At 61.8% G+C, this 22,748-nt stretch carries 18 protein-coding genes; 14 read left to right on the top strand and 4 right to left on the bottom strand.

Annotation, left to right across the window (positions count from 1 at the left end):
• Window positions 1-393 precede the first annotated feature (393 nt).
• On the bottom strand, window positions 394-603 hold the full coding sequence (locus AC0KW6_RS18160; protein WP_323779968.1) for a DUF1127 domain-containing protein: 210 nt from the start codon (window positions 601-603) through the stop codon (window positions 394-396).
• Between the two features lie 361 nt (window positions 604-964).
• On the opposite strand from AC0KW6_RS18160, the gene AC0KW6_RS18155 reads away from it, so the two are divergent.
• From AC0KW6_RS18155 to murD, 9 genes are all read left to right on the top strand, one after another.
• Window positions 965-2,029: an Mrp/NBP35 family ATP-binding protein gene (locus AC0KW6_RS18155; RefSeq protein ID WP_323779970.1), complete on the top strand. Its 1,065-nt coding sequence runs from the start codon at window positions 965-967 to the stop codon at window positions 2,027-2,029.
• 837 nt (window positions 2,030-2,866) lie between these two features.
• Window positions 2,867-3,370, top strand: coding sequence for a division/cell wall cluster transcriptional repressor MraZ (mraZ, locus tag AC0KW6_RS18150; RefSeq protein ID WP_084013787.1), 504 nt, complete (start codon window positions 2,867-2,869; stop codon window positions 3,368-3,370).
• Window positions 3,371-3,373: 3 nt separating this feature from the next.
• A complete protein-coding gene (rsmH, locus tag AC0KW6_RS18145) occupies window positions 3,374-4,366 on the top strand; it encodes a 16S rRNA (cytosine(1402)-N(4))-methyltransferase RsmH (protein ID WP_323779974.1) in 993 nt (330 codons plus the stop codon).
• Window positions 4,363-4,713 (top strand): cell division protein FtsL, encoded by a 351-nt coding sequence (gene ftsL, locus AC0KW6_RS18140; protein WP_323779976.1) that lies wholly within the window; start codon window positions 4,363-4,365, stop codon window positions 4,711-4,713. The genes rsmH and ftsL overlap by 4 nt, the downstream gene beginning before the upstream one ends.
• Window positions 4,710-6,494, top strand: a complete 1,785-nt coding sequence (locus AC0KW6_RS18135; protein WP_323779978.1) for a peptidoglycan D,D-transpeptidase FtsI family protein — start codon at window positions 4,710-4,712, stop codon at window positions 6,492-6,494. The genes ftsL and AC0KW6_RS18135 overlap by 4 nt, the downstream gene beginning before the upstream one ends.
• Window positions 6,495-6,513: 19 nt before the next feature.
• A complete protein-coding gene (locus AC0KW6_RS18130; RefSeq protein ID WP_323779981.1) occupies window positions 6,514-8,001 on the top strand; it encodes a UDP-N-acetylmuramoyl-L-alanyl-D-glutamate--2,6-diaminopimelate ligase in 1,488 nt (495 codons plus the stop codon).
• Complete coding sequence (locus AC0KW6_RS18125; RefSeq protein WP_474035595.1) at window positions 7,998-9,398, top strand: UDP-N-acetylmuramoyl-tripeptide--D-alanyl-D-alanine ligase; 1,401 nt, start codon at window positions 7,998-8,000, stop codon at window positions 9,396-9,398. The genes AC0KW6_RS18130 and AC0KW6_RS18125 overlap by 4 nt, the downstream gene beginning before the upstream one ends.
• 22 nt (window positions 9,399-9,420) lie before the next feature.
• Window positions 9,421-10,503 carry a phospho-N-acetylmuramoyl-pentapeptide-transferase gene (gene mraY, locus AC0KW6_RS18120; RefSeq protein ID WP_323779987.1) on the top strand — a complete coding sequence of 361 codons (1,083 nt, stop codon included), beginning with the start codon at window positions 9,421-9,423 and terminating at the stop codon, window positions 10,501-10,503.
• A gap of 465 nt (window positions 10,504-10,968) precedes the next feature.
• Entirely contained in the window at window positions 10,969-12,369 is a 1,401-nt protein-coding gene (gene murD / locus AC0KW6_RS18115) for a UDP-N-acetylmuramoyl-L-alanine--D-glutamate ligase (RefSeq protein ID WP_323779990.1), read from the top strand.
• On the opposite strand, the gene AC0KW6_RS18110 is transcribed toward murD, so the two are convergent.
• The 3 genes from AC0KW6_RS18110 to AC0KW6_RS18100 form a co-directional block, all read right to left on the bottom strand.
• A complete protein-coding gene (locus tag AC0KW6_RS18110) occupies window positions 12,347-12,835 on the bottom strand; it encodes a MarR family winged helix-turn-helix transcriptional regulator (protein WP_474035594.1) in 489 nt (162 codons plus the stop codon). The two genes, murD and AC0KW6_RS18110, sit on opposite strands and share 23 nt — an antisense overlap.
• Before the next feature lie 4 nt (window positions 12,836-12,839).
• A complete protein-coding gene (locus AC0KW6_RS18105; protein WP_323779996.1) occupies window positions 12,840-13,133 on the bottom strand; it encodes a putative quinol monooxygenase in 294 nt (97 codons plus the stop codon).
• 77 nt (window positions 13,134-13,210) lie between these two features.
• On the bottom strand, window positions 13,211-14,242 hold the full coding sequence (locus tag AC0KW6_RS18100) for a BaiN/RdsA family NAD(P)/FAD-dependent oxidoreductase (protein WP_474035596.1): 1,032 nt from the start codon (window positions 14,240-14,242) through the stop codon (window positions 13,211-13,213).
• A gap of 687 nt (window positions 14,243-14,929) precedes the next feature.
• On the opposite strand from AC0KW6_RS18100, the gene AC0KW6_RS18095 reads away from it, so the two are divergent.
• Genes AC0KW6_RS18095 through gmtX form a run of 5 tightly spaced genes read left to right on the top strand, consistent with a single transcriptional unit; the run spans window position 14,930 to window position 22,703 of the window.
• Window positions 14,930-16,390, top strand: a complete 1,461-nt coding sequence (locus AC0KW6_RS18095) for a tyrosine-type recombinase/integrase (RefSeq protein WP_474035593.1) — start codon at window positions 14,930-14,932, stop codon at window positions 16,388-16,390.
• Window positions 16,387-19,512, top strand: a complete 3,126-nt coding sequence (locus AC0KW6_RS18090; protein WP_474035592.1) for a VPA1269 family protein — start codon at window positions 16,387-16,389, stop codon at window positions 19,510-19,512. The genes AC0KW6_RS18095 and AC0KW6_RS18090 overlap by 4 nt, the downstream gene beginning before the upstream one ends.
• The gene (locus AC0KW6_RS18085; RefSeq protein WP_474035591.1) at window positions 19,505-19,951 is read left to right on the top strand and encodes a hypothetical protein; all 447 of its coding nucleotides are present in this window, start codon (window positions 19,505-19,507) and stop codon (window positions 19,949-19,951) included. Before AC0KW6_RS18090 ends, AC0KW6_RS18085 begins: the two co-directional genes overlap by 8 nt.
• On the top strand, window positions 19,951-22,059 hold the full coding sequence (locus AC0KW6_RS18080) for an AAA family ATPase (RefSeq protein ID WP_474035590.1): 2,109 nt from the start codon (window positions 19,951-19,953) through the stop codon (window positions 22,057-22,059). The genes AC0KW6_RS18085 and AC0KW6_RS18080 overlap by 1 nt, the downstream gene beginning before the upstream one ends.
• On the top strand, window positions 22,056-22,703 hold the full coding sequence (gene gmtX / locus AC0KW6_RS18075) for a gamma-mobile-trio protein GmtX (protein WP_474035589.1): 648 nt from the start codon (window positions 22,056-22,058) through the stop codon (window positions 22,701-22,703). The genes AC0KW6_RS18080 and gmtX overlap by 4 nt, the downstream gene beginning before the upstream one ends.
• The last annotated feature ends 45 nt before the right edge of the window (window positions 22,704-22,748 follow it).

Raw genomic sequence — 22,748 nt, 5'->3', positions numbered from 1 at the left:
TCTTCCCTCTCCCCTCCCCCCCCCCCCCCCCCCCCCCCCCCCCTCCCCCCCCCCCCCCCCCCCCCCCCCCCCCCCCCCCCCCCCCCCCCCCCCCCCCCCCCCCCCCCGCCGCCCCGTCCTTAAAAGTTTGCGCAAAACGAACAGGCAGGGGCCTGGCTGCAGGTGCCTGCATCCGGCGGGAAGAGCTGTTCGGGGGGCAGAACGCAAAAACGGCGGCACCCAGGGAGGAGGGGCACCGCCGTTCTGTCAAACACCGGAATTCAGGGAGGAGGAGATCCCGGTGATTCAAGCCCGGCTGTTAACCGGTATAGGTGCGGCGGCATCAGGGAGGAGGAGGATGCCACCGCGTAGTACAGGCCCTTCAAGGGAGGAGGAGAAAAGGCCTGATCTCTATTAGTTGTTCTCGTAAGCGGCCTGATAGGCAACGCGCTGGATTTCGGACCGGTGCAGGCCCAGATCCGCCAGATCGTGCCCCGACAATGCCGACAGTTCGCTGACGGTCTTGCGGTACAACCGGTAGCGGCTGAATTTCACCATCAGCGCGTCCAGGATGCCAGCCGGGGATGCCACGCTCGCCGCGGAGATTTGATGTGCTGCAGCCATGGTTCCGTTTCCTCGTCCAGTCGTTCCGTCATTCGCCTGACGCCATCCCGGCGTCTCTTGAGGATTAATTTAAAGATCTTTCGTGGAGCCGCAATCCCGTGAAACGGCAATGCTGCTATGCAGCAATTGCATGGGTGACCTAGGGTATGCCTTTGTAAAGGGGCGCAAATTTCGGCGGGAATTTGCGCAGCTGTATAAATACCGGGCGCCGGGCTGCAGTCTGCGCATGGCTGGCGGCGCGCCCAGTTGACAGATGCGGCCCATGGCCCTTGGCCCGGGGCTGCGGCAATCACGCATGACGGGTTCCAAGGTGCAGGGCGGACACATATATACGGGCCAGAAAACACGCAGGAGAGCAGTCATGGCGGTCACTCAGGATCGGATTCGCGAAACATTGGAGCGGCTCGCCTTGCCGGATGGCGGCACGCTGGTGTCGCGCGGCATGCTGCGCGCGCTGCGCGTCGAGGGCGGCAAGGTCAGCTTTGTGATCGAGGCGCCCAGCCCCGAGATTGCCAAGCTGATGGAGCCTTTGCGCAAAGCGGCCGAGGCTGCAGTGCTGGCGCTTGACGGGGTCGAGACCGTCTCGGCTGCGCTCACCGCCCATGCGCCGCAACAGCCGGCGCCCAGCCTCAAGGTCGGCGGCCACCCGAAACCGCAGGCCGGGCCGCTGAAACCCGCAGGGGTCAAGCGGATCCTGGCAATTGCCTCCGGCAAGGGCGGGGTGGGCAAATCCACCGTCTCCTCCAACCTTGCCGTGGCGCTGGCCAAGCAGGGGCGCAAGGTCGGTCTTTTGGATGCCGACATCTATGGCCCCTCCCAGCCGCGGATGATGGGTGCGGCCGGGCGTCCCGCCAGTCCCGATGGCAAGATCATCGAGCCGCTGCACGCCCATGGCGTCACCCTGATGTCGATCGGCTTCATGCTGGAGGAGGGCAAGGCGGTAGTCTGGCGCGGTCCAATGCTGATGGGGGCGTTGCAGCAGATGCTGGGGCAGGTGAACTGGGGGGAGCTGGACGTGCTGATCGTCGACCTGCCGCCCGGCACCGGCGATGTGCAGCTGACGCTTTGCACCAAGACGGAACTGACCGGCGCCATCGTCGTCTCCACCCCGCAGGATGTGGCGCTGCTGGATGCGCGCAAGGCGATGGACATGCTCAAGACGCTGAAAACCCCGGTTCTGGGTCTGATCGAGAACATGTCTTTCTTCACCTGCCCGGACTGCGGCGGTGAGCATCACATCTTTGGCCATGGCGGTGTCGCGGCTGAAGCTGCGGCGCTTGGGCTGCCGCTCCTGGGCGCTCTGCCGATCGATCTGGAAACCCGCCTGGCCGGCGACAGCGGCACGCCCATCGCTGCGGGCGAGGGGCCGATGGCCATGGCCTATGCGCGGATTGCCGAAGGCCTGATCGGCGGCGGCATGGCCTGACTCCCGCGGGCCTCTGTCTCACTCTTTCTGTAAAGTCCCGGATGGCCCGCCGCGTTGGCGGGCCTTTTGCTGTTACCCCCCTTAGCTTGGGGACAGGTGGGATTTTACGCCCGGTTCGGGGGCTGCGGGCGGCCGGCCCCGCATGGGGCGGTATGGGACCGGCGGGATGGCAGGGGGGCAGCTGGGAATTCACGGGACCGGCGGGAATTCATGGGCGTCATGGGAAATTATGGCCCGAATTGCCTCCTCCGCCTCTTTGGCGCGCGAATCACGTGCTGTTGAAGCGCTGATATCGGGATTTTCCGGCGGTCCACTAGTGGCGGAGGGGGAACATAAGGGGAATGCCCGCAGATGATGGGTCTCTTCTAGTGGAATCGCGGGAAACTATGGGAGAAAAATTGTAAGTGCAACTCACCTCTATATATGGTGTTTCCAGGCCACCAGCGCACAACAAGTTCGCAGTTTTGCCCTAATTTACTCACGAATCTCTTGCGAATCCCTGCCGTTGTTGTCAGTCGCTCGACGATTTCTCGCAGAAAACAGTTGCGGTGCCATCAATTCCCATAGTATCCCTACTACATCGAATGAGACGAGGGACGGGGCGCCAAACGACCCCAAGCCAAAACAAAACAAGCAGGTTTCATACAGGCCTTCGCTTTCATCGACCAAAGAGATCCGGCGCGCGGGCGAGCAGACATCCCCCCAGGTGGCGTGCGCAGTCGGACATCCCGCATAGCGGGCCAAGGCGGCGGGTTGATCAGTGGCAGCAGATCAACCCGCCCCTTTTCATTCTGGGGAACGGTTTAACGCGAGGGACGCGCGAAAAGGGACGGTAGATTGGGCCGCAGGTTCAGAGGCGAAAGCCACCACAAGGTGGACAGCAAGGGGCGGGTGTCAATTCCGGCTTCCTTTCGCCGTGTGCTGGAGGCCGCCGATCCCAACTGGAAATCCGGCGACAGCCCCGAACTGGTCATCGTCTACGGCGATCACCGCCGCCAGTTTCTTGAATGCTATACAATGGAAGCCATCGACGAGGTGGACGCCAAGATCGCGGCGCTGCCGCGCGGCTCCAAGCCGCGCAAGATCCTTGAGCGCATGTTCAACGGCCAATCCTTGCCGACAAATGTGGATGAGACCGGCCGCCTTGTTTTGCCTGCCAAGCTGCGGCAGAAGATCGGCCTGGAGGGCGAGGCCTTCTTTATAGCGTCTGGCGACACCTTCCAGATCTGGAAGCCCGAGACCTATGAAGAGGTCGAAATGGCGGAAGCCGAGAAACTGATGGAAGACCTGCCCGAGGATTTCGATCCGCTGGAATTCCTAGATGGCGCCGGAGGCGTTTGACCCATGACCCAGGACCAAGATGCTGCCAATGGTCCCCACATTCCCGTCCTTCTGCGGCCGCTGCTGCAGGCCGTGGCCCCGGTTTCGGGCCGCTGGCTGGACGGCACCTTCGGCGCAGGCGGCTATACCCGCGGCCTGCTTGAGGCCGGCGCAGACGAGGTCACCGGCGTCGACCGCGACCCGCTGGCGTTTGAGATGGCCAAACCCTGGGCAGGGGCGTACGGCAGCCGCCTGATCCTGCAGCAGGGTGTGTTCTCGCGCATGGATGAATATGCGCAGGATCTCGACGGCGTGGTGCTGGACCTTGGTGTCTCCTCGATGCAGCTGGACCTGGCCGAGCGCGGCTTCTCCTTCATGCGGGACGGTCCGCTGGATATGCGCATGTCGCAGTCGGGGCCCTCCGCCGCCGATCTGATCGCCGAGCTGGACGAGGTGCAGATTGCCGACATCCTGTTCCACTACGGCGAAGAACGCGCCAGCCGCCGCATTGCCAAGGCGATCGTGCGCGAGCGCGCGATCGAACCCATCACCACGACTCTGCGCCTTGCGAAGATCATTGAGTCCTGCCTGCCGCGCCCCAAGCCGAACCAGTCGCACCCGGCGACCCGCAGCTTTCAGGGGCTGCGCATCGCGGTGAACGCCGAATACGACGAGCTGTTCGAGGGCCTTCTGGCCGCCGAGCGCGCGCTGAAACCCGGCGGGCTCTTGGCCGTGGTGACGTTCCACTCGGTCGAGGACCGGATGGTCAAACGCTTCTTCCAGCACCGCGCGGGCAAGACCGGCCGCGCCAACCGCTATGCGCCGGAACAGGCGGAAACCCCCAGCCAATTCGAATTGGTCACCCGCAAGGCCGTGGGTCCGGACGATCAGGAACTGGCGGAAAACCCGCGCTCCCGCTCCGCCCGTCTGCGGGTCGGGCGCCGCACCGGGGCGGAACCGGGGCCGATCTCGGCCAAGGATCTTGGAATGCCGCAGCTCAAAGAGGCGCGCAAATGAAGACTTTGCTGTATGCCGCAACCTGCCTGGCCGTCTTTGGCCTCGCCTTCTGGGCCTACCGCGAAAACTATGCCACCCAGCAGGTGCTGAAGGAAACCCGTGCCCTGCAGCAGCAGATCGGTGCGGCGCAGGTGCGGCTCAGCGTGCTGCGCGCCGAATGGGCCTATCTCAACCGCCCGCAGCGGCTGCGCGAGCTGGCGGATATCAATTTCGACAGCCTGGGCCTGCTGCCGCTGCGCCCGGATCAGTTCGGCCGGGTGGATGAGGTTTCATATCCTGAACCCGAAGAGCTGGTGATCACCGAAGGTGTTGAGGTTTCGGGGCTGAACCTGAGGAGCCAGCCATGATCCGCACCCCGCTCCGCCCGCTGGCGCGGGTTCTGCATGCCCGTGCAACCGGTGAAAACCCGGATGTGATCGAGGCGGAAAACATCAGCCTGCGCCATCAGGAGATGCAGGTGCAGTCCCGCCAGCGCGCCGAGGGGCGGCTGCTGGTGCTGGGGCTGTTCTTTGTCTGCGCCTTTGGTGCCATCACCGCGCGGATGGGCATGACGGCGGTCTCCGAGCCGGCGGAACCCGTGGCCAGCGCCGCGGGCAGCGTCATCGCCGCGCAGCGTGCCGATATCGTTGACCGCAACGGCAGCCTGCTGGCCACCAATTTCGAAACGCACTCCCTTTATGCCCAGCCGCCGCAGATGATCGACCCTGCGGGCGCCGCCGATAAACTGGTGCAGATCTTCCCCGACCTGGACCGAGACCGGCTGATCAAGGATTTCACCGGCAAGCGCAAGTTCTTGTGGCTGAAGAAGAAAATAAGCCCCGAGCAGCTGCAGGCGGTGCATGACATCGGCGATCCCGGCCTGAAGTTCGGCCCGCGCGAGATGCGGCTTTACCCCAACGGCAGCCTGGCCGCCCATGTTCTGGGCGGCGCCGGATTCGGCAAGGAGGGCGTGAATGCCGCCGAGGTGATCGGCGTTGCCGGTGTCGAACGCCAGTTCGACGATTACCTCCGTGATCCGGCCAACGCGGGCAAGCCTTTGCAGCTGTCGCTGGACCTCACCGTGCAGGCCGCGTCCGAGCAGGTGCTGTATGGCGGCATGAAGCTGATGAATGCCAAAGGCGCGACCTCGATTCTGATGGATGTCCATACCGGCGAGGTGATTTCGATCGTGTCCTTCCCGGATTTCGACCCCAATGACCGGCCGCGTCCGCCCACCTCCGGCTTCGATCCCTCCGATAGCCCGCTGTTCAACCGCGCGGTGCAGGGGGTGTATGAGCTGGGCTCCACCTTCAAGATCTTCACAGCGGCGCAAGCGATGGAGCTGGGGCTGGTTGGCGCCGATACGGTGATCGACACCCGCGGGCCGTTGCGCTGGGGCCGCTTTGCGATAAGCGATTTCCGCAATTACGGCAATGAGTTGACGGTGACCAAGATCATCGTCAAATCCTCCAACATCGGCACCGCGCGTCTGGCGCAGCAGATCGGGGTGGAGCGGCAGAAAAGCTTCCTCGACACCCTGGGCATGCTGGAGCCGACCCCGTTCGAGATTTCCGAGGCCAAGGGCGGCAAACCGCTGCTGCCCGCCAACTGGTCCGAGCTGTCGGCGATGACTATTTCCTACGGCCACGGCATTTCCACCACGCCGATGCATCTGGCGGCGGGCTATGCGGCGATTGCCAATGGCGGCCGCTATGTGGCGCCGACGATTCTGAAACAGACGGGACCGCAGCCGGGTGAACGGGTGCTGAGCGAACGCACCGCCGCCGCCGCGCGCAAGATGTTGCGCAAGGTGGTCAGTGAAGGCACCGCATCCTTTGCCCGGGTCAAAGGCTATCAGGTCGGCGGCAAGACCGGCACCGCCGACAAGCCCAAGCCCCGCGGCGGCTATTACGAAGACAAGGTGATTGCCACTTTTGCCTCTATTTTCCCGGCACATGACCCGAAATACGTGCTGATCGTGACGCTGGACGAACCGTCCGTTATTGCCCATGGCAAGGAGCGCCGGACGGCAGGATGGACCGCCACCCCGGTGGCGGCCGAGATGATCGGCCGGGTCGCGCCGCTGTTGGGGTTGCGTCCGCAAGTTGAACCTGCAGAGGTGACTGGTATAACCCTCACCTCGAACTGAACTAGGGCAGAGGGCCGCCATGAGCAGCAGCAGACCAGACCAGCCCCTGAGCCAATTGGGGCTGACCGCCCGCGGCGGCGCCGACCCGCAGATCCGCGGTTTGGCAGTGGACAGCCGCGAGGTGCGGCAGGGGTATCTTTTTGCGGCGTTGCCCGGCAGTCAGGTGCATGGGGCCAAATTCATCCCCGCGGCGCTGGAACTGGGCGCCTCTGCCATTCTGACCGATGCCGCAGGCGCCGGAATCGCCGCCAGGATTCTGGACGAAAGCCACGCCGCGCTGGTGGTGGTGGAGGATCCGCGCCAGACGCTGGCCTACGCCGCGGCGCTGTGGTTCGGCGGCCAGCCGCAGACCGTGGTTGCGGTCACCGGCACCAACGGCAAGACATCGGTGGCAAGCTTTGTGCGCCAGATCTGGACCGAGCTGGGCCATGAGGCGGTCAATATGGGCACCACCGGTATCGAGGGCGCCTGGAGCTATCCGCTGGCCCATACCACGCCGGAACCGGTCACCCTGCACCGCGCCCTGGCTGAGGCCGCCGCGGCAGGGGTGACCCATGCGGCGATGGAGGCGTCCTCGCACGGGCTGGACCAGCGCCGTCTGGACGGGGTGCAGCTGGCGGCGGCGGGATTCACCAATTTCACCCAGGACCATCTGGATTATCACGAGACGTTTGACGCCTATTTCGCCGCCAAGGCGGGCCTGTTCCGCCGGGTGCTGCCGGAGGAGGGGGTTGCGGTAATCAATATGAATGACCCGCGCGGGCCTGAAATGCGCGCCGTGGCCGCCGCCCGCGGGCAAGAGGTGATCAGCGTGGGCCGGGGCCTTGGCGATCTCAGCCTGATGGGTCTGCGCTATGACGGCACCGGCCAGGACATGCGGTTTTCCTGGCACGACAAGCCCTATCAGCTGCGCCTGAACCTGATCGGCGGTTTTCAGGCGGAAAACGTGCTGCTGGCCTGCGGGCTGGTGATTGCCGGCGGCGAGGACCCGGAGCGGGTGTTTGAAACCCTGCCGCATCTGACCACGGTGCGCGGCCGGATGCAGCTGGCGGCAGAGCGGGACAACGGCTCGGCGGTGTTTGTCGATTACGCCCATACGCCGGATGCTGTCGCCAGTGCCATCAAGGCGCTGCGCCCGCATGTGCTGGGCCGGCTGATTGCCATCGTCGGCGCAGGCGGCGACCGCGACACCAGCAAACGGCCGCTGATGGGGCAGGCGGCGCATGACAATGCCGATGTTGTGATCGTGACGGACGACAATCCGCGCAGCGAGGACCCGGCGGTGATCCGGGCGGCAGTGAAGGGCGGCGCGCCCGGCTGCATCGAGGTCGGCGACCGCGCCGAGGCGATCCTGCGCGGGGCTGACTTGCTGGGGCCGGGCGATGCGCTGATCATCTGCGGCAAGGGGCATGAGACCGGCCAGACCGTGGGCGACACGGTGCTGCCGTTTAACGATGTGGAACAGGCCAGCATTGCCGCGGCCGCGCTGGACGGGAGGATCGCATGACGCTTTGGACCGCGGCAGAGGCCGCCGCTGCCACCGGCGGGCGCACAGAGGGCGACTGGGCTGTCAGCGGCCTGTCGATCGACACCCGCACCCTTGAAGCGGGCGATATGTTCGTGGCCCTGAAGGCCGCGCGCGATGGCCATGATTTCGTGGCGCAGGCGCTGGAAAAGGGCGCGGGCGCGGCACTGGTGTCCCGCATTCCCGAAGGCGTTCCCGCCGATGCGCCGCTGCTGATCGTGGACGACGTGCAGGCCGGTCTGGAGGCCCTCGGCCGGGCGTCGCGGGCGCGTTCGCAGGTGAAGCTCGTTGCGGTGACCGGCTCGGTCGGCAAGACCTCGACCAAAGAGATGCTGGCGCGGATGCTGTCCGATCAGGGCCGCACCCACGCCGCTGTTGCCAGCTACAACAACCATTGGGGGGTGCCGCTGACCCTGGCCCGGATGCCGCGCGACACCGAATTTGCGGTGATCGAGATCGGCATGAACCATCCCGGCGAGATTGCGCCCTTGGCACTGCAGGCCCGTCCGCATGTGGCGATGGTGACCACCGTGGCTGCGGTGCATCTGGAGGCGTTTGAAAACGTCGAGGACATCGCCCGCGAGAAAGCCGCTGTCATGCAGGGGCTGGAGCCGGGCGGTGTTGCGGTGCTGAACGCCGATATTGCCGAGGCGGACGTGCTGCGGCATGCGGCATCGGATCTGGGGGTAGCCGCCCGCTGGTTCGGCAAAAGCGCCGAAGACTACAGGCTGCACTCTGCCCGCATCGAGGGCGAGGAAACCGTGGCCCGCGCCACCGCGCGCGGCCGCGCGCTGGAGCTGCATATTCAATCGCTTGGCGCGCATTTTGCGATGAACGCCCTGGGCGCGCTGGCCTGTGTCGAGGCACTGGGGGCTGATCCCGCGCGTGCAGTGGAAAGCCTGGCGCTGTGGTCGCCGGTCAAAGGCCGCGGCGTGCGTGAAACCATCCGGCTGGACAGCGGAGAGGCCACCCTGCTGGACGACAGTTACAACGCCAATCCGACCTCGATGGCGGCGGCGCTGGCGGTGCTGGCGGCGACCCCGGGCGCGGGGCGGCGGATCGCCTATGTGGGCGATATGAAGGAGCTTGGCCCGCAGGAGGATGAGCTGCACGCCGGGCTGGCCGATCTGGAGGCGGTGGAAGGCATCGACAAGATCCATTGCATCGGCCCGCTGATGCAGGCGCTGCATGATGCGTTGCCGGAGGGGAAACGCGGCGGATGGTACGGCACCAGCATTGAGGCCGTGCCCGGCCTGGCAGGTGAAATCAGGGGCGGCGACATCGTGCTGGCCAAGGGGTCGCTCAGCATGAGCCTGGCCAAGATCGTTGACGGCATCCGCGAAATGGGTCACTCCGGCCGCAAACAAGAAAACGCGTAAGCAGAACGAGGGAAGGGCCAGGATGCTCTATTGGCTGACCGCTTTGTCGGACGGGGGGGATGTTTTCAACCTCTTCCGTTATATCACATTCCGCGCAGGCGGCGCCTTTATGACTGCGCTGGTCTTTGGCTTTTTGTTCGGCAAGCCGCTGATCAATGTGCTGCGCCGCAAACAGGGCAAGGGCCAGCCGATCCGCGATGACGGGCCGGAAGGGCATTTTTCCAAGGCGGGCACGCCGACCATGGGCGGGCTGCTGATCGTCGGCGCGCTGCTGTCGTCGACGCTGCTGTGGGCGCGGCTTGACAATCCCTTTGTCTGGATGGTGCTGCTGGTGACGCTGGCCTTTGCGCTGATCGGGTTTGCCGATGATTACGCCAAAGTGTCAAAACAGACCACCGCCGGGGTGTCGGGCAAACTGCGGCTGGCCCTGGGAATCGCGATTGCGGCGCTGTGCTCGGTTCTGGCTGCGCGGTTCCACCCGGAGGCCCTGCAGAACCAGCTGGCGCTGCCGGTGTTCAAGGACACACTGATCAATCTTGGCCTGTTCTATGTGCCGTTTTCGATCTGCGTCATTGTCGGCGCCGCCAATGCGGTGAACCTGACCGACGGGCTGGACGGGCTGGCGATCATGCCGGTGATGATTGCGGCCGGCACGCTGGGGGTGATTGCCTATGCGGTGGGGCGGGTCGACTTTACCGAATATCTGGACGTGCACTATGTGCCCGGCACCGGCGAGATCCTGATTTTCAGCGCGGCGCTGTTTGGCGCCGGCCTGGGGTTCCTGTGGTACAACGCGCCGCCGGCGGCTGTGTTCATGGGCGACACCGGTTCGCTGGCCTTGGGCGGAGCACTCGGCGCTATTGCAGTGGCCACCAAGCATGAGCTGGTGCTGGCCATCGTCGGCGGGCTGTTCGTGGTCGAAGCGCTGTCGGTGATCATTCAGGTCCTGTACTTCAAGCGCACCGGGCGCCGGGTGTTCCTAATGGCGCCGATCCATCACCACTATGAAAAGAAGGGCTGGGCGGAGCCGCAGATCGTGATCCGGTTCTGGATCATCTCGCTGATCCTGGCGATGATCGGCCTTGCGACGCTGAAGGTGCGCTAGGCCACGCCGTTTGCCCGCCGCGCCTGGGTTTCCGGCGGGTGGTGCAACTCTTTTCCTCTATATGAACCGCGCGGGGCTTCAGGCTTGGCGCGGTTTGTCTTTGCGAAGAAGGCGGCGCCGCCAAGAGGGCGGAGCATCGGATGGCCTTTGTCAGAGGCCATGTCCGTCTAGCGGCCTATGCGGACTCGCCCTGCACCCAATGAGGAGGTGGTCTGAGGGGGCCGGTCTCCTGGTCGTGTTGTTGCAACGGCTGGAGCGTAGCCCGTTGGAGTGAAAATGCGGTGAGGGCAGCGTACGGCGGGTGTGCAACGGCAGGGGCGGTGCTCCCGCCAATTTCGGCAGGCTTTGCCTGCCTGCCAATTGTTGGGCCCGGCACGGGCCTGAAGCCCGTGCCGGGTGCTTGAAGCCCGGCTTGCACCTGTGCAATGTGCCGCAGAAGTAAATGCATTAGGATGAGGGCAGGCGATGATCCCGGTCAAAGGATATGAAGGCGCGCAGGTGGCGGTGCTGGGGCTGGGCCGTTCGGGGCTGGCGACAGCGCGCGCCTTGCGGGCGGGCGGGGCGGAACCTGTTTGCTGGGACGACAACCCAGCCGCGCGGGAGACGGCGGAGGCGGAGGGCTTCAGCTGCCGCGACCTGCACAAGGGCGGTGGCTTTGACGGGGTTGCAGCGCTGATCACCTCGCCCGGGATCCCGCATCTTTACCCCAGGCCCAATCCGGTGATCCGCGCGGCAATGGAGGCCGGGGTGCCGGTGGACAATGATATCGGGCTGTTCTTCCGCTCCTTTGCTGACGCCGAATGGCAGATGCATGACCAGCCGCCGCGGGTGGTGGCGGTGACGGGGTCGAACGGTAAGTCGACCACGGTGGCGCTGCTGCACCACATCCTGCAGGAGGCGGGCCGCGAGAGCCAGCTGGCGGGCAATATCGGCCGCGGCGTGCTGGACATAGATCCGCCGGGCAATGGCGGCGTGGTGGTGCTGGAGCTGTCAAGTTACCAGACTGAGCTGGCCCGGGCGCTGACGCCGGATGTGGCGGTGTTCACCAATCTCAGCCCGGATCATCTGGACCGGCATGGCGGCATCGGCGGTTACTTCGCGGCCAAGCGGCGGCTGTTTGCCGAGGGCGGGCCGGACCGCGCGGTGATCGGCATTGACGAGGACGAGGGGCTGTTTCTGGCTGGACAGCTGTCGGAAGCGGCAGGCGATGACCGGGTGATCCGGGTTTCCGCCGCGCGCAAGCTGACCGGGCCGGGCTGGCAGGTTTTTGCCCGCAAAGGCTTTCTCAGCGAGTACCGCAAGGGGCGGCAGGCGGCCTCGATCGATCTGCGGGGGATGACTGGTCTGCCGGGGGCGCATAACCATCAGAACGCCTGCGCGGCCTATGCGGCGGCGCGCACTCTGGGGCTGGCGCCGCGGCTGATCGGCGATGCGATGGCGACCTTTCCCGGCCTGCCGCACCGCAGCCAGACCATCGCCGAAGGCGGCGGCGTGCGCTATGTCAACGACAGCAAGGCAACCAATGTGGACAGTGCGGTGAAGGCGTTGAGCGCGTTCAAGAATATCCGCTGGATCTGCGGCGGGCTGGAGAAGGACGGCGGCTTGGAGGCACTGCAGGGGCAGGCCGGCAATGTGGTGAAAGCCTATGTGATCGGCCGCGAGGCGGCGGGGTTTGCGCTGCAGCTGGAGGTCGAGGCCGAAGTCTGCACCACCATGGCGGCGGCGGTGGCGCGCGCCATGGAGGACGCACAGCCAGGCGACACCGTGCTGCTGGCGCCGGCGGCGGCAAGTTTCGACCAGTATGACAACTTCGAGCAGCGCGGCGAGGATTTCACCGCCGAGGTTACCGCGCGGCTGAAGGGCTGAGAGGTCCGTCAGGTGTCGTCGGGCAAGCCACACCTTGGCCGGACATCTCATCAGACAGGATGCGGAAGTAGCCGGGCAGGCACGCCTGTAGTTTTTGCTGGCCCGTTGCCGTCAGCGCCACCTGCTTGGAGCGGCGGTCGCTGGTGTCGGCGGTCGTTGCAATCAGCCCGTCCTGTTGCAGCGAGTGCAGGCTGCGGGTCATCACCGGCTTAGAGACGTCGATCCGCTGAGCGATTTCGACTGGTGACAGAGACTGGTGCCGGGGTTCGCGGTCGATCACGATCAGCACCAGAAACCGCAGCTGCGACAGGCCGTGGTCCGCGAAATAGCTTTCCAGGTTGCGGATCAGCAGGCTGGCGCGGCGCATCATCACCAGTGCACCGCTGATGCGGGCAGGATCGGCGCCATGTGCTGTGGCATAGGCGTCGACCATCTGCTGCGAGGGCAGGTCTTTCAGGAAAAACAAAGCATCAGCCCAGTTGGGTCATTTTGTGGACCTCAACCGGCGCGGCCAGCCATTGCTCGTATTTGGCAAACAGCGGGGTGATATAGTCCTGGGCATAATGATCCGCCAGCGCCTGATCGTTGGCCCATTCCTCATCCAGGTAGAGACAGTCGGCTTCGCGGCTTTCGAGCAGCAGGAATTTGCGACAGCCGGGTTCTGCCCGTGTCGGTGCCAGTATGGCCAGCAGGCTGTCGCGCACGTCCTGCATATGCTCGGGCTTGGGGGTAATTTTGGCAAATAGCTGAAAGGCAGTGGTCATGGAAAACTCCGATTTACGTTACCATGATAACTAAATGGACATGAAGCGCACGCAGATCAAGAGGTGGAGAGCAAAATCTACCCGGTGGCGGCGATGGCGGTGCCTGCGGCAAAACCCGATGACCAGGCCCATTGGAAGTTGTAGCCGCCGAGCCAGCCGGTGACATCAACTGCCTCGCCGATGGCGTAGAGGCCGGGGGCGGATTTGGCCTCCATGGTTTTGGAGGACAAGCCGTCGGTGCAGATGCCGCCGAGAGTGACTTCGGCGGTGCGGTAGCCCTCGGTGCCGGAGGGCAGCAGGCGCCAGTTTTGCAAGGCCTCGCACAGCGCGGCCAGCGCGGCGTCGGACTGATCGGCCAGACGGCCCTTGAGGGACAGCTGGGGTTTCAGGAAATCCACCAGCTTTGCAGGCAGGTGGCGGGCGAGTTCCGTTGTCAGGTCGCGGCGGCCCTCGGTCTGGCGCTGTTCGCGCAGCAGGTCGAAGAGCGGGGTTTGAGGGATCAGGTTCACTGTGATCTCCTCCCCCTCGCGCCAGTAGGAGGAAAGCTGCAGCACCGCAGGGCCGGAGAGGCCGCGGTGGGTGAACAAGAGTGCTTCGTCAAAGGAGGTGCGCGCGTTCGACAGCCGCGCGGGCAGGGCGGCGCCGGCCAGCGGCTGGAAACGGCCGTCCGGGAAGGTGAAGGGGACCAGCGCCGGGCGGGTCTCCGTCAGCTCCAGCCCGAACTGGCGGGCGAGGTCATAGGCGAGGCTGGTGGCACCCATCTTGGGGATTGATTTGCCGCCGGTGGCCAGCACCAGATTGCGGCAGGTGACGGTCTGCACCTTGCCCTCGCGCAGGAGCCTGACGGTGAAGCCCGCAGCGGTCCGTTCAACGCTTTCCGCCGATGTCTGCAGCCAAAGGTCCGCGCCGGCCTGCTGCATTTCCTCCACCAGCATTGCGATGATCTGTTTCGAGGAGCCGTCGCAGAACAGCTGGCCCAGGGTTTTCTCGTGCCAGGCGATGCCGTGGCGGTCCACCAGTTCGATGAAATCCCATTGGGTGTAGCGGGCCAGCGCCGATTTGCAGAAGTGCGGATTGGCGGAGAGGTAGTTCTTGGGTTCCGCATACATGTTGGTGAAGTTGCAGCGGCCGCCGCCTTCTGTAGAGCTTAAGACTGTCCCCTTTGCCAAGGCGGCTGGTCCACAATATCAGGCGTCTGAGTGACCTGTTCCAAGGTTCTCCTTGTGTCCACCTTTCCTACTCATAGATGCTCGTGATGTACCTCAAATAGTTCATGAACGTCGTCGTGGAGCTTACTCCGGAGGTGTGACTTCCCGATTCTCCGTTGATGTTAGGCCGTGCGATTAATTCCGGCGGCACCATGCGCTGAGAAGCGTCTCATCAGGGCAATGCGGATGTAGATTCCGGAGGTTTGGCTATGCATCCTTGGTAGTCAGAATTTCTCAGAAACATCTGCCTTGAACTAGATATTTGTTGCAAAAAGGCGATACATCTCGGTGCGGTTGATTTTTTTATTTTGTTTTTCTCAAATACGAAGAGTCGGCGATTTTTTGCTTCAGCGAAAACCTGCGTTTCTGAACTCTCTCGAATCCTTGCACTTTTTCGCGGAGCGCGACGAGAATGCGTCGGAAAATCACTCAGTTTCTTAAGATGGTCATTTTTTTCGCAGATTTGAGCCCAATTAACCCGCTTGGCGCAGTAGCCCCTTGGGCTTTATATCGATTTGAAGGGTCAAGCCTCCTTGACGATATCCTTGGATCTTGACGCTAGCGTTTTACCAGTGGGTGCGAGGTCGCGTGGCTACACACTACAAATATCACGTGATCATCTCTTGCCGGACCTTTCGGACCGGCACACATTACTCACCGTGTATTTTCATCGATGAAGGCGGCGGCACCTTTCTACGCGAAGCATGGGCGTATATGCGAGAGCCTCATGTCCAGGAGAAAAGCCCTTCGTGGCGTCAGAAGATGGCTCATGACATCGGCATTTTCTATGAATTTTTTCAAGTGACAGAAAGATCAACCGAGAAGCAAACGCACTCCAACAACCTGATCAACGCATTTTTGAGCGCAGCCATTCACGGTACCGTTCGGGAGGATGGGAGCGACCCGCTCGGTCTTTGCTGGAAGGGCATGACAAAAGCGCGGGCAAAGTTGCTTCAATCAAATCTAAAAGCTTTCCTTCTTTTCTTGGAGGATTTTCTCCCGGACAACTCTTTGTCGAGAAGTCGTTTTGCACGAAAAGCAAATTCAGCTCACGCAATGGAATCACGAAAAAAGAGAAGCTTGCTCTTCCATCTCAGCGCGCGAGGATCGAACCCGGCGCCGGGTCGGCGCGGTCAGTGTTTTTCGACCCCTGTGAAGTCGGTGAAGAAGTTTCCCCGGGAATTCCTTCCATCGCTTGTTCTGGAGGGGTGCCGACTGAAGCGAAAGCGTCACCAGACCGGGAAGAAAATCATTGACCAGTACAACATCAACATGGTCATGGCGCTCTGTCTTCTGATCGGTGGAGGACTCCGGAAGAGCGAACCGTTCCACCTTTGGGTTGATGACGTGCGTCCAATAGAAGGTAAGGTCTATCTCTATCACCCGGAGGAAGGCGTCGTCTCCGGCACCCGCAGGAAGGCTTTCCGGCGCCGGGAACATCTGCTGACCACCTATTCCATGGCGCCAAGAAACCTGCTTCCGCACGACCACGCCGACCATGCCGGGTGGAAGAATTTGCTGATCGATGACGCCGACCACATGCGCAGCGAAGTGTATTGGTGTCACCCGTTTTGGCGCGATCTGTTCATGCGCGCTTTCGTGGAATATCGCGATCATGTACGCCCTGACGATTGTGGGCATCCGTATCTGTTCGTGGCGCTGTCAGATAGAAATTTTGGCGCTCCCTGGACTATCCGAGCATTCAACGAAGCTTGGCAAGCAGCATTGAGCCGCGTCGATCTGTCGCCTTCGGCAGCCGATGGCATCAATCCGCACGGTTTGCGGCACGCCTATGGCCAGTTGCTGCGGGATATGGACCTACATCCGCAATTCATTCAGCGTGCGATGCATCATACGTCACCACTCAGCCAAGCAGTCTACACCGCGCCGGAGCCGCATGAAGTGAACGCTGCGTTGGAAGCCTGTCGAAAAAACGTAGCTGGCCAATCTTGGGATCAGCTTAGCGGGCAGAGCGCACTCGATCAGACATTCATCGACCGAATGGACCCCGCCGGCGTATACCGTGCCTGGGGCATCGAGGGACTATGAAAGACACAGATCCAACCACTGGAGCATATACCTTCATCACGACCGATGTTGCCTCCTTCTGCTGCGGGACGCTTTTCAACACAAGCGGCGACAAGGTGGCAGTCATCTGTGATGATGTTACGCAGTGGCATGCGGCCTTCGGTGAATGGCAGGAGCTTGGGGGACATAACTGCCGCAAGGTTGGTAAAAAGGCGGAGTATTACAAGCACGCTTTACGTCGCATGCTTCCTGTCGCCGAGCGCAATCGACGTCTAGCGGAACTGGGGCGAGCACAAGATTTGCACACTGTGATGGGTGTCCTTGATGCGCTGTTTGGAGCACTGCAATCTTCCCAAAATGGGCGGAGTGCAGCGTCTTGGATCGCATCAGATCTTTCCGCCAGAGGTTTGGCGCTTGCCCCTTGCGCATTGCCTTACCACGTGCCGTGGATGAATAGATCCACTCGTATTGGAGAGGCCCATCCTTGGGCGTCGATTGAGATTCCTGGACCACAATCTTATAGCAGCAGGTCCAGTTTTCTAATCAATGCAGTGCGCTTGCCCGCCAACGGGAGGTTCGGCGCTGAATTTCTGGAAACTGTCGTTGCTTGCGGACAAGATTGGAACTCTGCTCACAAGAGCGCGGTCGCACTATTGCTACGCACTATTGCTGAAGACACCCGGTCCCGAGATCCTCACTGGATCGTTCCGAGTTCTTTGTATGAAGCCAGGATGTGGGCTGGCAGGACGAAGACCCTCACCGATCGGGATTGTTGGTGGATTACTGATCCAGAGCATGGCCACCCTTCCTTTACGATCTGGCGCGAAGATGCCGCCGCTTGGCTTGGAAGCTTAACGAATACGAAGTTCGACAAACTCACAGCAACACTTCGCAATTTTTTCAAATGGAACAAAAGCCTTGCCACGCCTTTAAGCGCCCCATCGAAGGTCGCGCGTCTTCATATTAAGCGCGTGGCAGAAACGCCAGAAGCCTTTACGACCTTCTTTGAGTACTTAGACAAGAGTGAGCTTAGTAAGCAGAGGAGGAGTGAAGACATTTCCAAACTCAAGGCCTTTTTCGATTGGTGGGGCGATGAGCGTGCTCTCGATCTCGAGCTAGAAGCAAGCCGTAGTCCTTTTGTAGACACCGATTTGCAACGCTATAAAACACCTCCAAAGGTCACAAAAAGTAACAAGCGCGTCCTGCCTAGAGAAATTCTTGCTATTGCAAAAGAGGTTAACCGCGAGGGTGACTATGCGTTCGCGCGCGCATTGAAACATCGCGGGGTCAATCTCTGCGAGGCGCGCGTATTCAACCAGCAGACGCAAGCTTGGGAGAGGCGGTTTTGTCCTGTGCTCCCTACGGCTATGGATGTGATGCTGATCCTCCCGATCCGTACAGTCCAGACCATGTTGCTCGATAGCGGAGAAGCCGATGATGTGGTTTATGATCCAGTAAAGGATGCATTCGTGCCCAATGAACATCCGCTTGCCGAGCGCGGGCGCAGGCATGGCGCGATCCGCGAAATCGTGACGTCGGTGGGTCCCTCGGTTACAGGCTTCCATATCAACACGAACAAGACCGAGCTACGTGGCGATGGCCAGGCAGAATGCGGCTATGACGTTCCTTGGAACGAGCCGTATCTGATCGGACGATTGGCGGAACTGGCGGCTTGGCAGCGCCAGTTCAACGCGCTCAGGACCGCTGAAGATCTTCTGTCTCGTGACAAGTTAAGGCACCAGCGGTACCGGCACAATGGCACTGTCAGTAACCTGACCCGCCATGCCTACCTCATGCGGGCTCCCAACAGTTTTTCGCCTACAGAGCCCACAAAATTGGCGACTTATTGGGCGCTGCTTCTTTCGGAAGTAGAGCGTCGGCTGAAGGACAAGAGCGTGGAGGTCGCTCTGGTTGAAGAACGGCCTCACAGTCAGAACTGCAATTGGATGCGCCCAGTTGCCATCTACACGCTGCACGGGTTGCGTGTGGCAGGCATCACGGCCTTTGTAGAGGCGGGATTGCCGCTGCATGTTTTGGCTGAGTTCGTGTCAGGGCATGCCACGCTTCTGATGGTGCTCCACTACACTGTCTCAGCGCCGGACAAGATACACGCCGCCATTGAAGAAGCTGCCCAGATGAATCAAGCGCTGGAGGATGATCTGCGGCCGCTTCTCGATCGGCTGCGGGCTGATTCCACCGAAGATGATCTCGGCCCGTTAGCAGAACACTTCTTCGGATCAGATCGCGCCATGCAGCAATTGGTTGCACATCCTGTCGATTTGCAGGAGATCATGCCGGACGGCCTTTGTCCGGTTGGCGGCACCATGTGCCACCAGGCGATTAGGGGCGAGCAGGAAGCACGAACGGATTCCCTCTTTGCTCCATTGCAACGTGACCAATACAATTGTTCGCTTTGCCGCTTTCGGGTGACCGGCCCAGCCTTCTTGCAGGGCCAAGTAACCGTGTTCAACAACTTGCTCTATCGCATCTGGGCGGAAGCCCAATGCTTGCAGGGTATTCTGCGTGAGAAGGCAAAGGTACCGGAAGGCGGGCGTGCTGATTATCATTTGCAAAAGCGCGAGAACGCAATCAACGACCGCCTTGATCACCTGTTCAAAGTGCTCTCGATACGCATGACCGAAATCTTGCAGTCGAAGGCGATGCTGGATCAGGGCGGCACCCTTGGCGGCCACGATGAGGAACACGCTCTCATAACACGGATGGCGGAAAGTGAGGTGGAGGTCACCCTCGAAACAGACGGTCACCATTGGGATCTCGTGGAGTTTGCAGCCCGCGCTGCCGAGGTATTCCCGGCCATCGCCGAGCGGGATGTCAGCCTCCGCAAGGGCAAAATGCTTGCCCGGATGCTCAAGCACAATGGCGTCGCGGACATGCTCTTGGAGCTATCAGACGATGAGGCCCTTCGCGCAGGCAACAAGCTCACGGCGCTCTTGCAGGATCGTATACGTGAGTATCGTGGGACTGATGGACGCCAGGAGATGCGTGCGCTCATGGACTGCACTGCGACGCTGGCCGAGATGGGCGTGGCGCCTGACCTTGCCGAGATTGTCCGTGAAGTGAGCCAGATGCTTCCCCAACCCATGGGTGCTCCGCTTCTGGCGAGGCTCGACCCCGATGCCTAAGAGGACAGAAACGGCCGAGCAAAAATACCTCGTGCGGTTCAAGACCTGGCTGGCAGAACGCGAGCGATGCAGCGATTGGGAGCAGTATTTGCGGGCAACGGGTCTCAACACGCGCGACATTGAGGAAGAGGCCGGAATTCCGCGTAAATACATGTCGAAGGGCCTCTGCAAGGCGCGGCGGCGAGCTATCGAGGACGAATTGGAGAGGCGGGGTATCTGGTTCCGCCCGGTCCCTGGCGCAGGGCGGACACCGGCGCGACGCGCGCAAAAGGCCGACAATGACGAGATCGAGGCCCGGGACCAGGAAATCCGGCACCTCAAGACCCTCCTCGCGGAAAAAACGGCCGAAGTCGACGCGCTGCGCAAGCGGCAGCGCCGATCTGTCGAGGCCTTAGCCCCGCTAGGTGGCCGCCTGTTCTCGCCATCGGAGGGGAGTTGATGGCTGGTGCAGTAAAGCCTGTCTCCCGGAGCCGCGCCGTCGCGCCGAAGGGACACCGGCGCACGAGCAGTGATGGCCTCCCCGCAGCAGCCGAAGGCGGGCCGCCGCTTGCGGCGGAGGGATTCGATCGCGCGCAGGGCGATGGTAGCCTGAGAGGCCGACGGGGTGAGTCCGGGAGACAGGCGGGCCTGTCTCTTGGTGGGCGTCCTGAGCAGGCGGCGCTGCGATCTTTGTTGGTCCGTCCGGGCGCGTTTACAGGCATCGGCCCCAGGCGGGCGAGGATTCTGGTAGGCCACTTCGGTGACGGGCTCCACGATGCGATACTTGCAGCCCATCCGGCCCTTTATGCCCTGCTGCCGCAATCCGCCGCTGCGACCCTGATTGAGGAATATCCCAAATACGCCGCAGAGGCTGGGCTGGCCCGATGGCTGGACATTATCGGTGTCGGCCGCAGGCTCGCGGGTGAGATACTACGATGCTGGGGGCGGTCGGGCACGGATGCGTTGCTAGATAACCCCTACCTCCTCGTGAGTTGGGGCATACATTGGAAGACGGTCGACGCACTCGCGAAACGCGCCGGTATTGCCGCAGACGATCCGCGTCGCGCAGTTGGGGCCGTGGAAGTTGCCCTCGGCCGCCGACGCAAGGACGGCCACACCTGGACGGCCACCGGAGAGCTTGAAGGCATCACGCGTGACGTTCTCGGATTGGGCGGACAGAGCACCTCGAAGGGTATCAAAGTAGCTTTGTCGCAAGAGGTTCTGCTACCCGTAGCGGGTGGCTTCCAGGGCGCAGGAGCAGCGCTCATGGAACGCACGATCGCGGCAGCCTGTATCGCCAACTCACGGCAGGGCGATTTGTTTGTGAGTGCAATGACGACAAACAGCGTACAGAGCGCCATAGCGGCTGCTGAGAGACGTCTGGGCTTTCGGCTCGATGAAACGCAAAAGGCCGCTGCCATATTGCCGCTAACGAGCCCGGTGACCGTTGTGGCAGGTTATGCCGGGTCCGGAAAGACCACACTGCTGTCCGCGATCTTCGATGTGCTGCGTGTCGCTGAATTGACACCACATCCAATGGCGCTGGCAGGCAGGGCGGCCCGACGCATGGAAGAGGCCGTCAAAGTCAAGGCGCGAACAATAGCGGGTGTGCTTCATAACCCGACCTTCATCGTCACCTCCAGTGACGGTCAGAACAGGAAACGGGCATTCGGCGCCCGCGACGTCCTCGTAATAGACGAGGCCAGTATGATCGACGTGCCGATGTTGTGGGAGCTCGTCAGAAAGACTTCGGGCGCCCGAATACTCTTTACTGGCGACCCTGCGCAGCTTCCACCGATCGGTGCGGGACGCCCCTTCATCGACCTTTTGGGTCGCGTACCAACGATCACGCTCGACAGCATCTACCGCCAGGGGCCGGGCAGCAGCATCCCTGTTGCAGCCGCCGCGATACGCAAGGGTGTGGTGCCCGACTTGCCGGGGTATCATGGTCCGGATCCTGGCATCAGCTTCATCGCGGCAACGGCTGCCGAGACGCCCCACATCCTGCTGCGAATCTCCGAAGACTTCGGGGCTGTTTCGGCGACGGATGACATCAAGATCCTGGCCGCGATCAAGAAAGGTGATACCGGGACGGAGGTGGAAAAGATCAACAGTGTATTTTCAAAGCATCGGGGTAAGGACCGGCCAGTATTTATTGATAACCCTGCCATCCGCGCCGGCGACCCGATTATTTGGAACAAGCCGGATCATGGCCGCGATATCGCGAACGGCGCCCTTGGGCACTTCCTAGGCGGGCGGGACGTTGAAATCGAAGGTCAGCAATTCACGCTGGATCTGCCTGGCGACGGCGGGAGGATTGACCCTGCATACGCGATCTCGATTCACAAGAGCCAAGGGAGCCAATTTGAGCGCGTCATCGTTGTTCTTCAGCAAAATCGGCTCCTCGACCGCTCGATGATCTACACCGCGGTCACACGGGCTACCGAGCAGGTGGTCATCGTCGGTGATCGGCGCGCTTTTGACAGGGCGATTGCTGGCGAAACCGCCGCCGCCCGCCGTCAGACGGCCCTTGGTCACTATCTCGACCTCGTAGGGAGGATGCCATGAATGTCCCCATAAATGGTGCGCTTGAGGCTGCGCGCTCGTATGCAGCTGAGCACAAGAAGGAAAAGCCGAAACGCGCAAATGCGCTTGATTTTATCTGGAACGCCGCGATGACACTGATCGAGGCTGACAAAGATGTAACAGCAGCGGCAGTGGGCCGCCTAGCATTTGAGGCAGGGGGGCCAAACGGGCACTCCATTCGAAAAAACCCAGACTACAGCAAGCTCGTCAAAATGTTGGCTCAGGTGAAGCCGAAACGCAGCAGCAGAACCAGGATCAACGATAACCAGATCCTCAATGCTATTGGCAATGAAGCTGATAGGTCCCGCATTCGACAAATTATTGAAGAACGCAATCAACTCCGTGGACAAATGGCTTGGCTCAAAAAAGCTGTGCGGGAAGATATATACGAAGAAGACGGTCCAGCTTCCACGGCAAAGACTAACGAGTTGCTTGGTGCTGCGCCTGAAAGCCCATTTAAAATCAATCCTGAATGGAAGAAATTACTGACGCAGGAGTTCTGGGAGAACTTGGACTGCGAGGTTACAAGGGATGGCGTCTACCTCTCGATCACCAAGATCATCAGCCGAGAAGCATTTGACGATCTGGCATTGTTGATGGAGCATTCCTCCAAGACCGAAGCTTGATTTAGGATTCCTTGTCCAACTTGTCCGTTTTCGAATGGTCTGAGA

The sequence above is a fragment of the Leisingera sp. SA215 genome (assembly GCF_055902035.1).
Note: the sequence above shows the minus strand (reverse complement) of the source record. Positions and strands in the feature narration are given on the sequence as shown.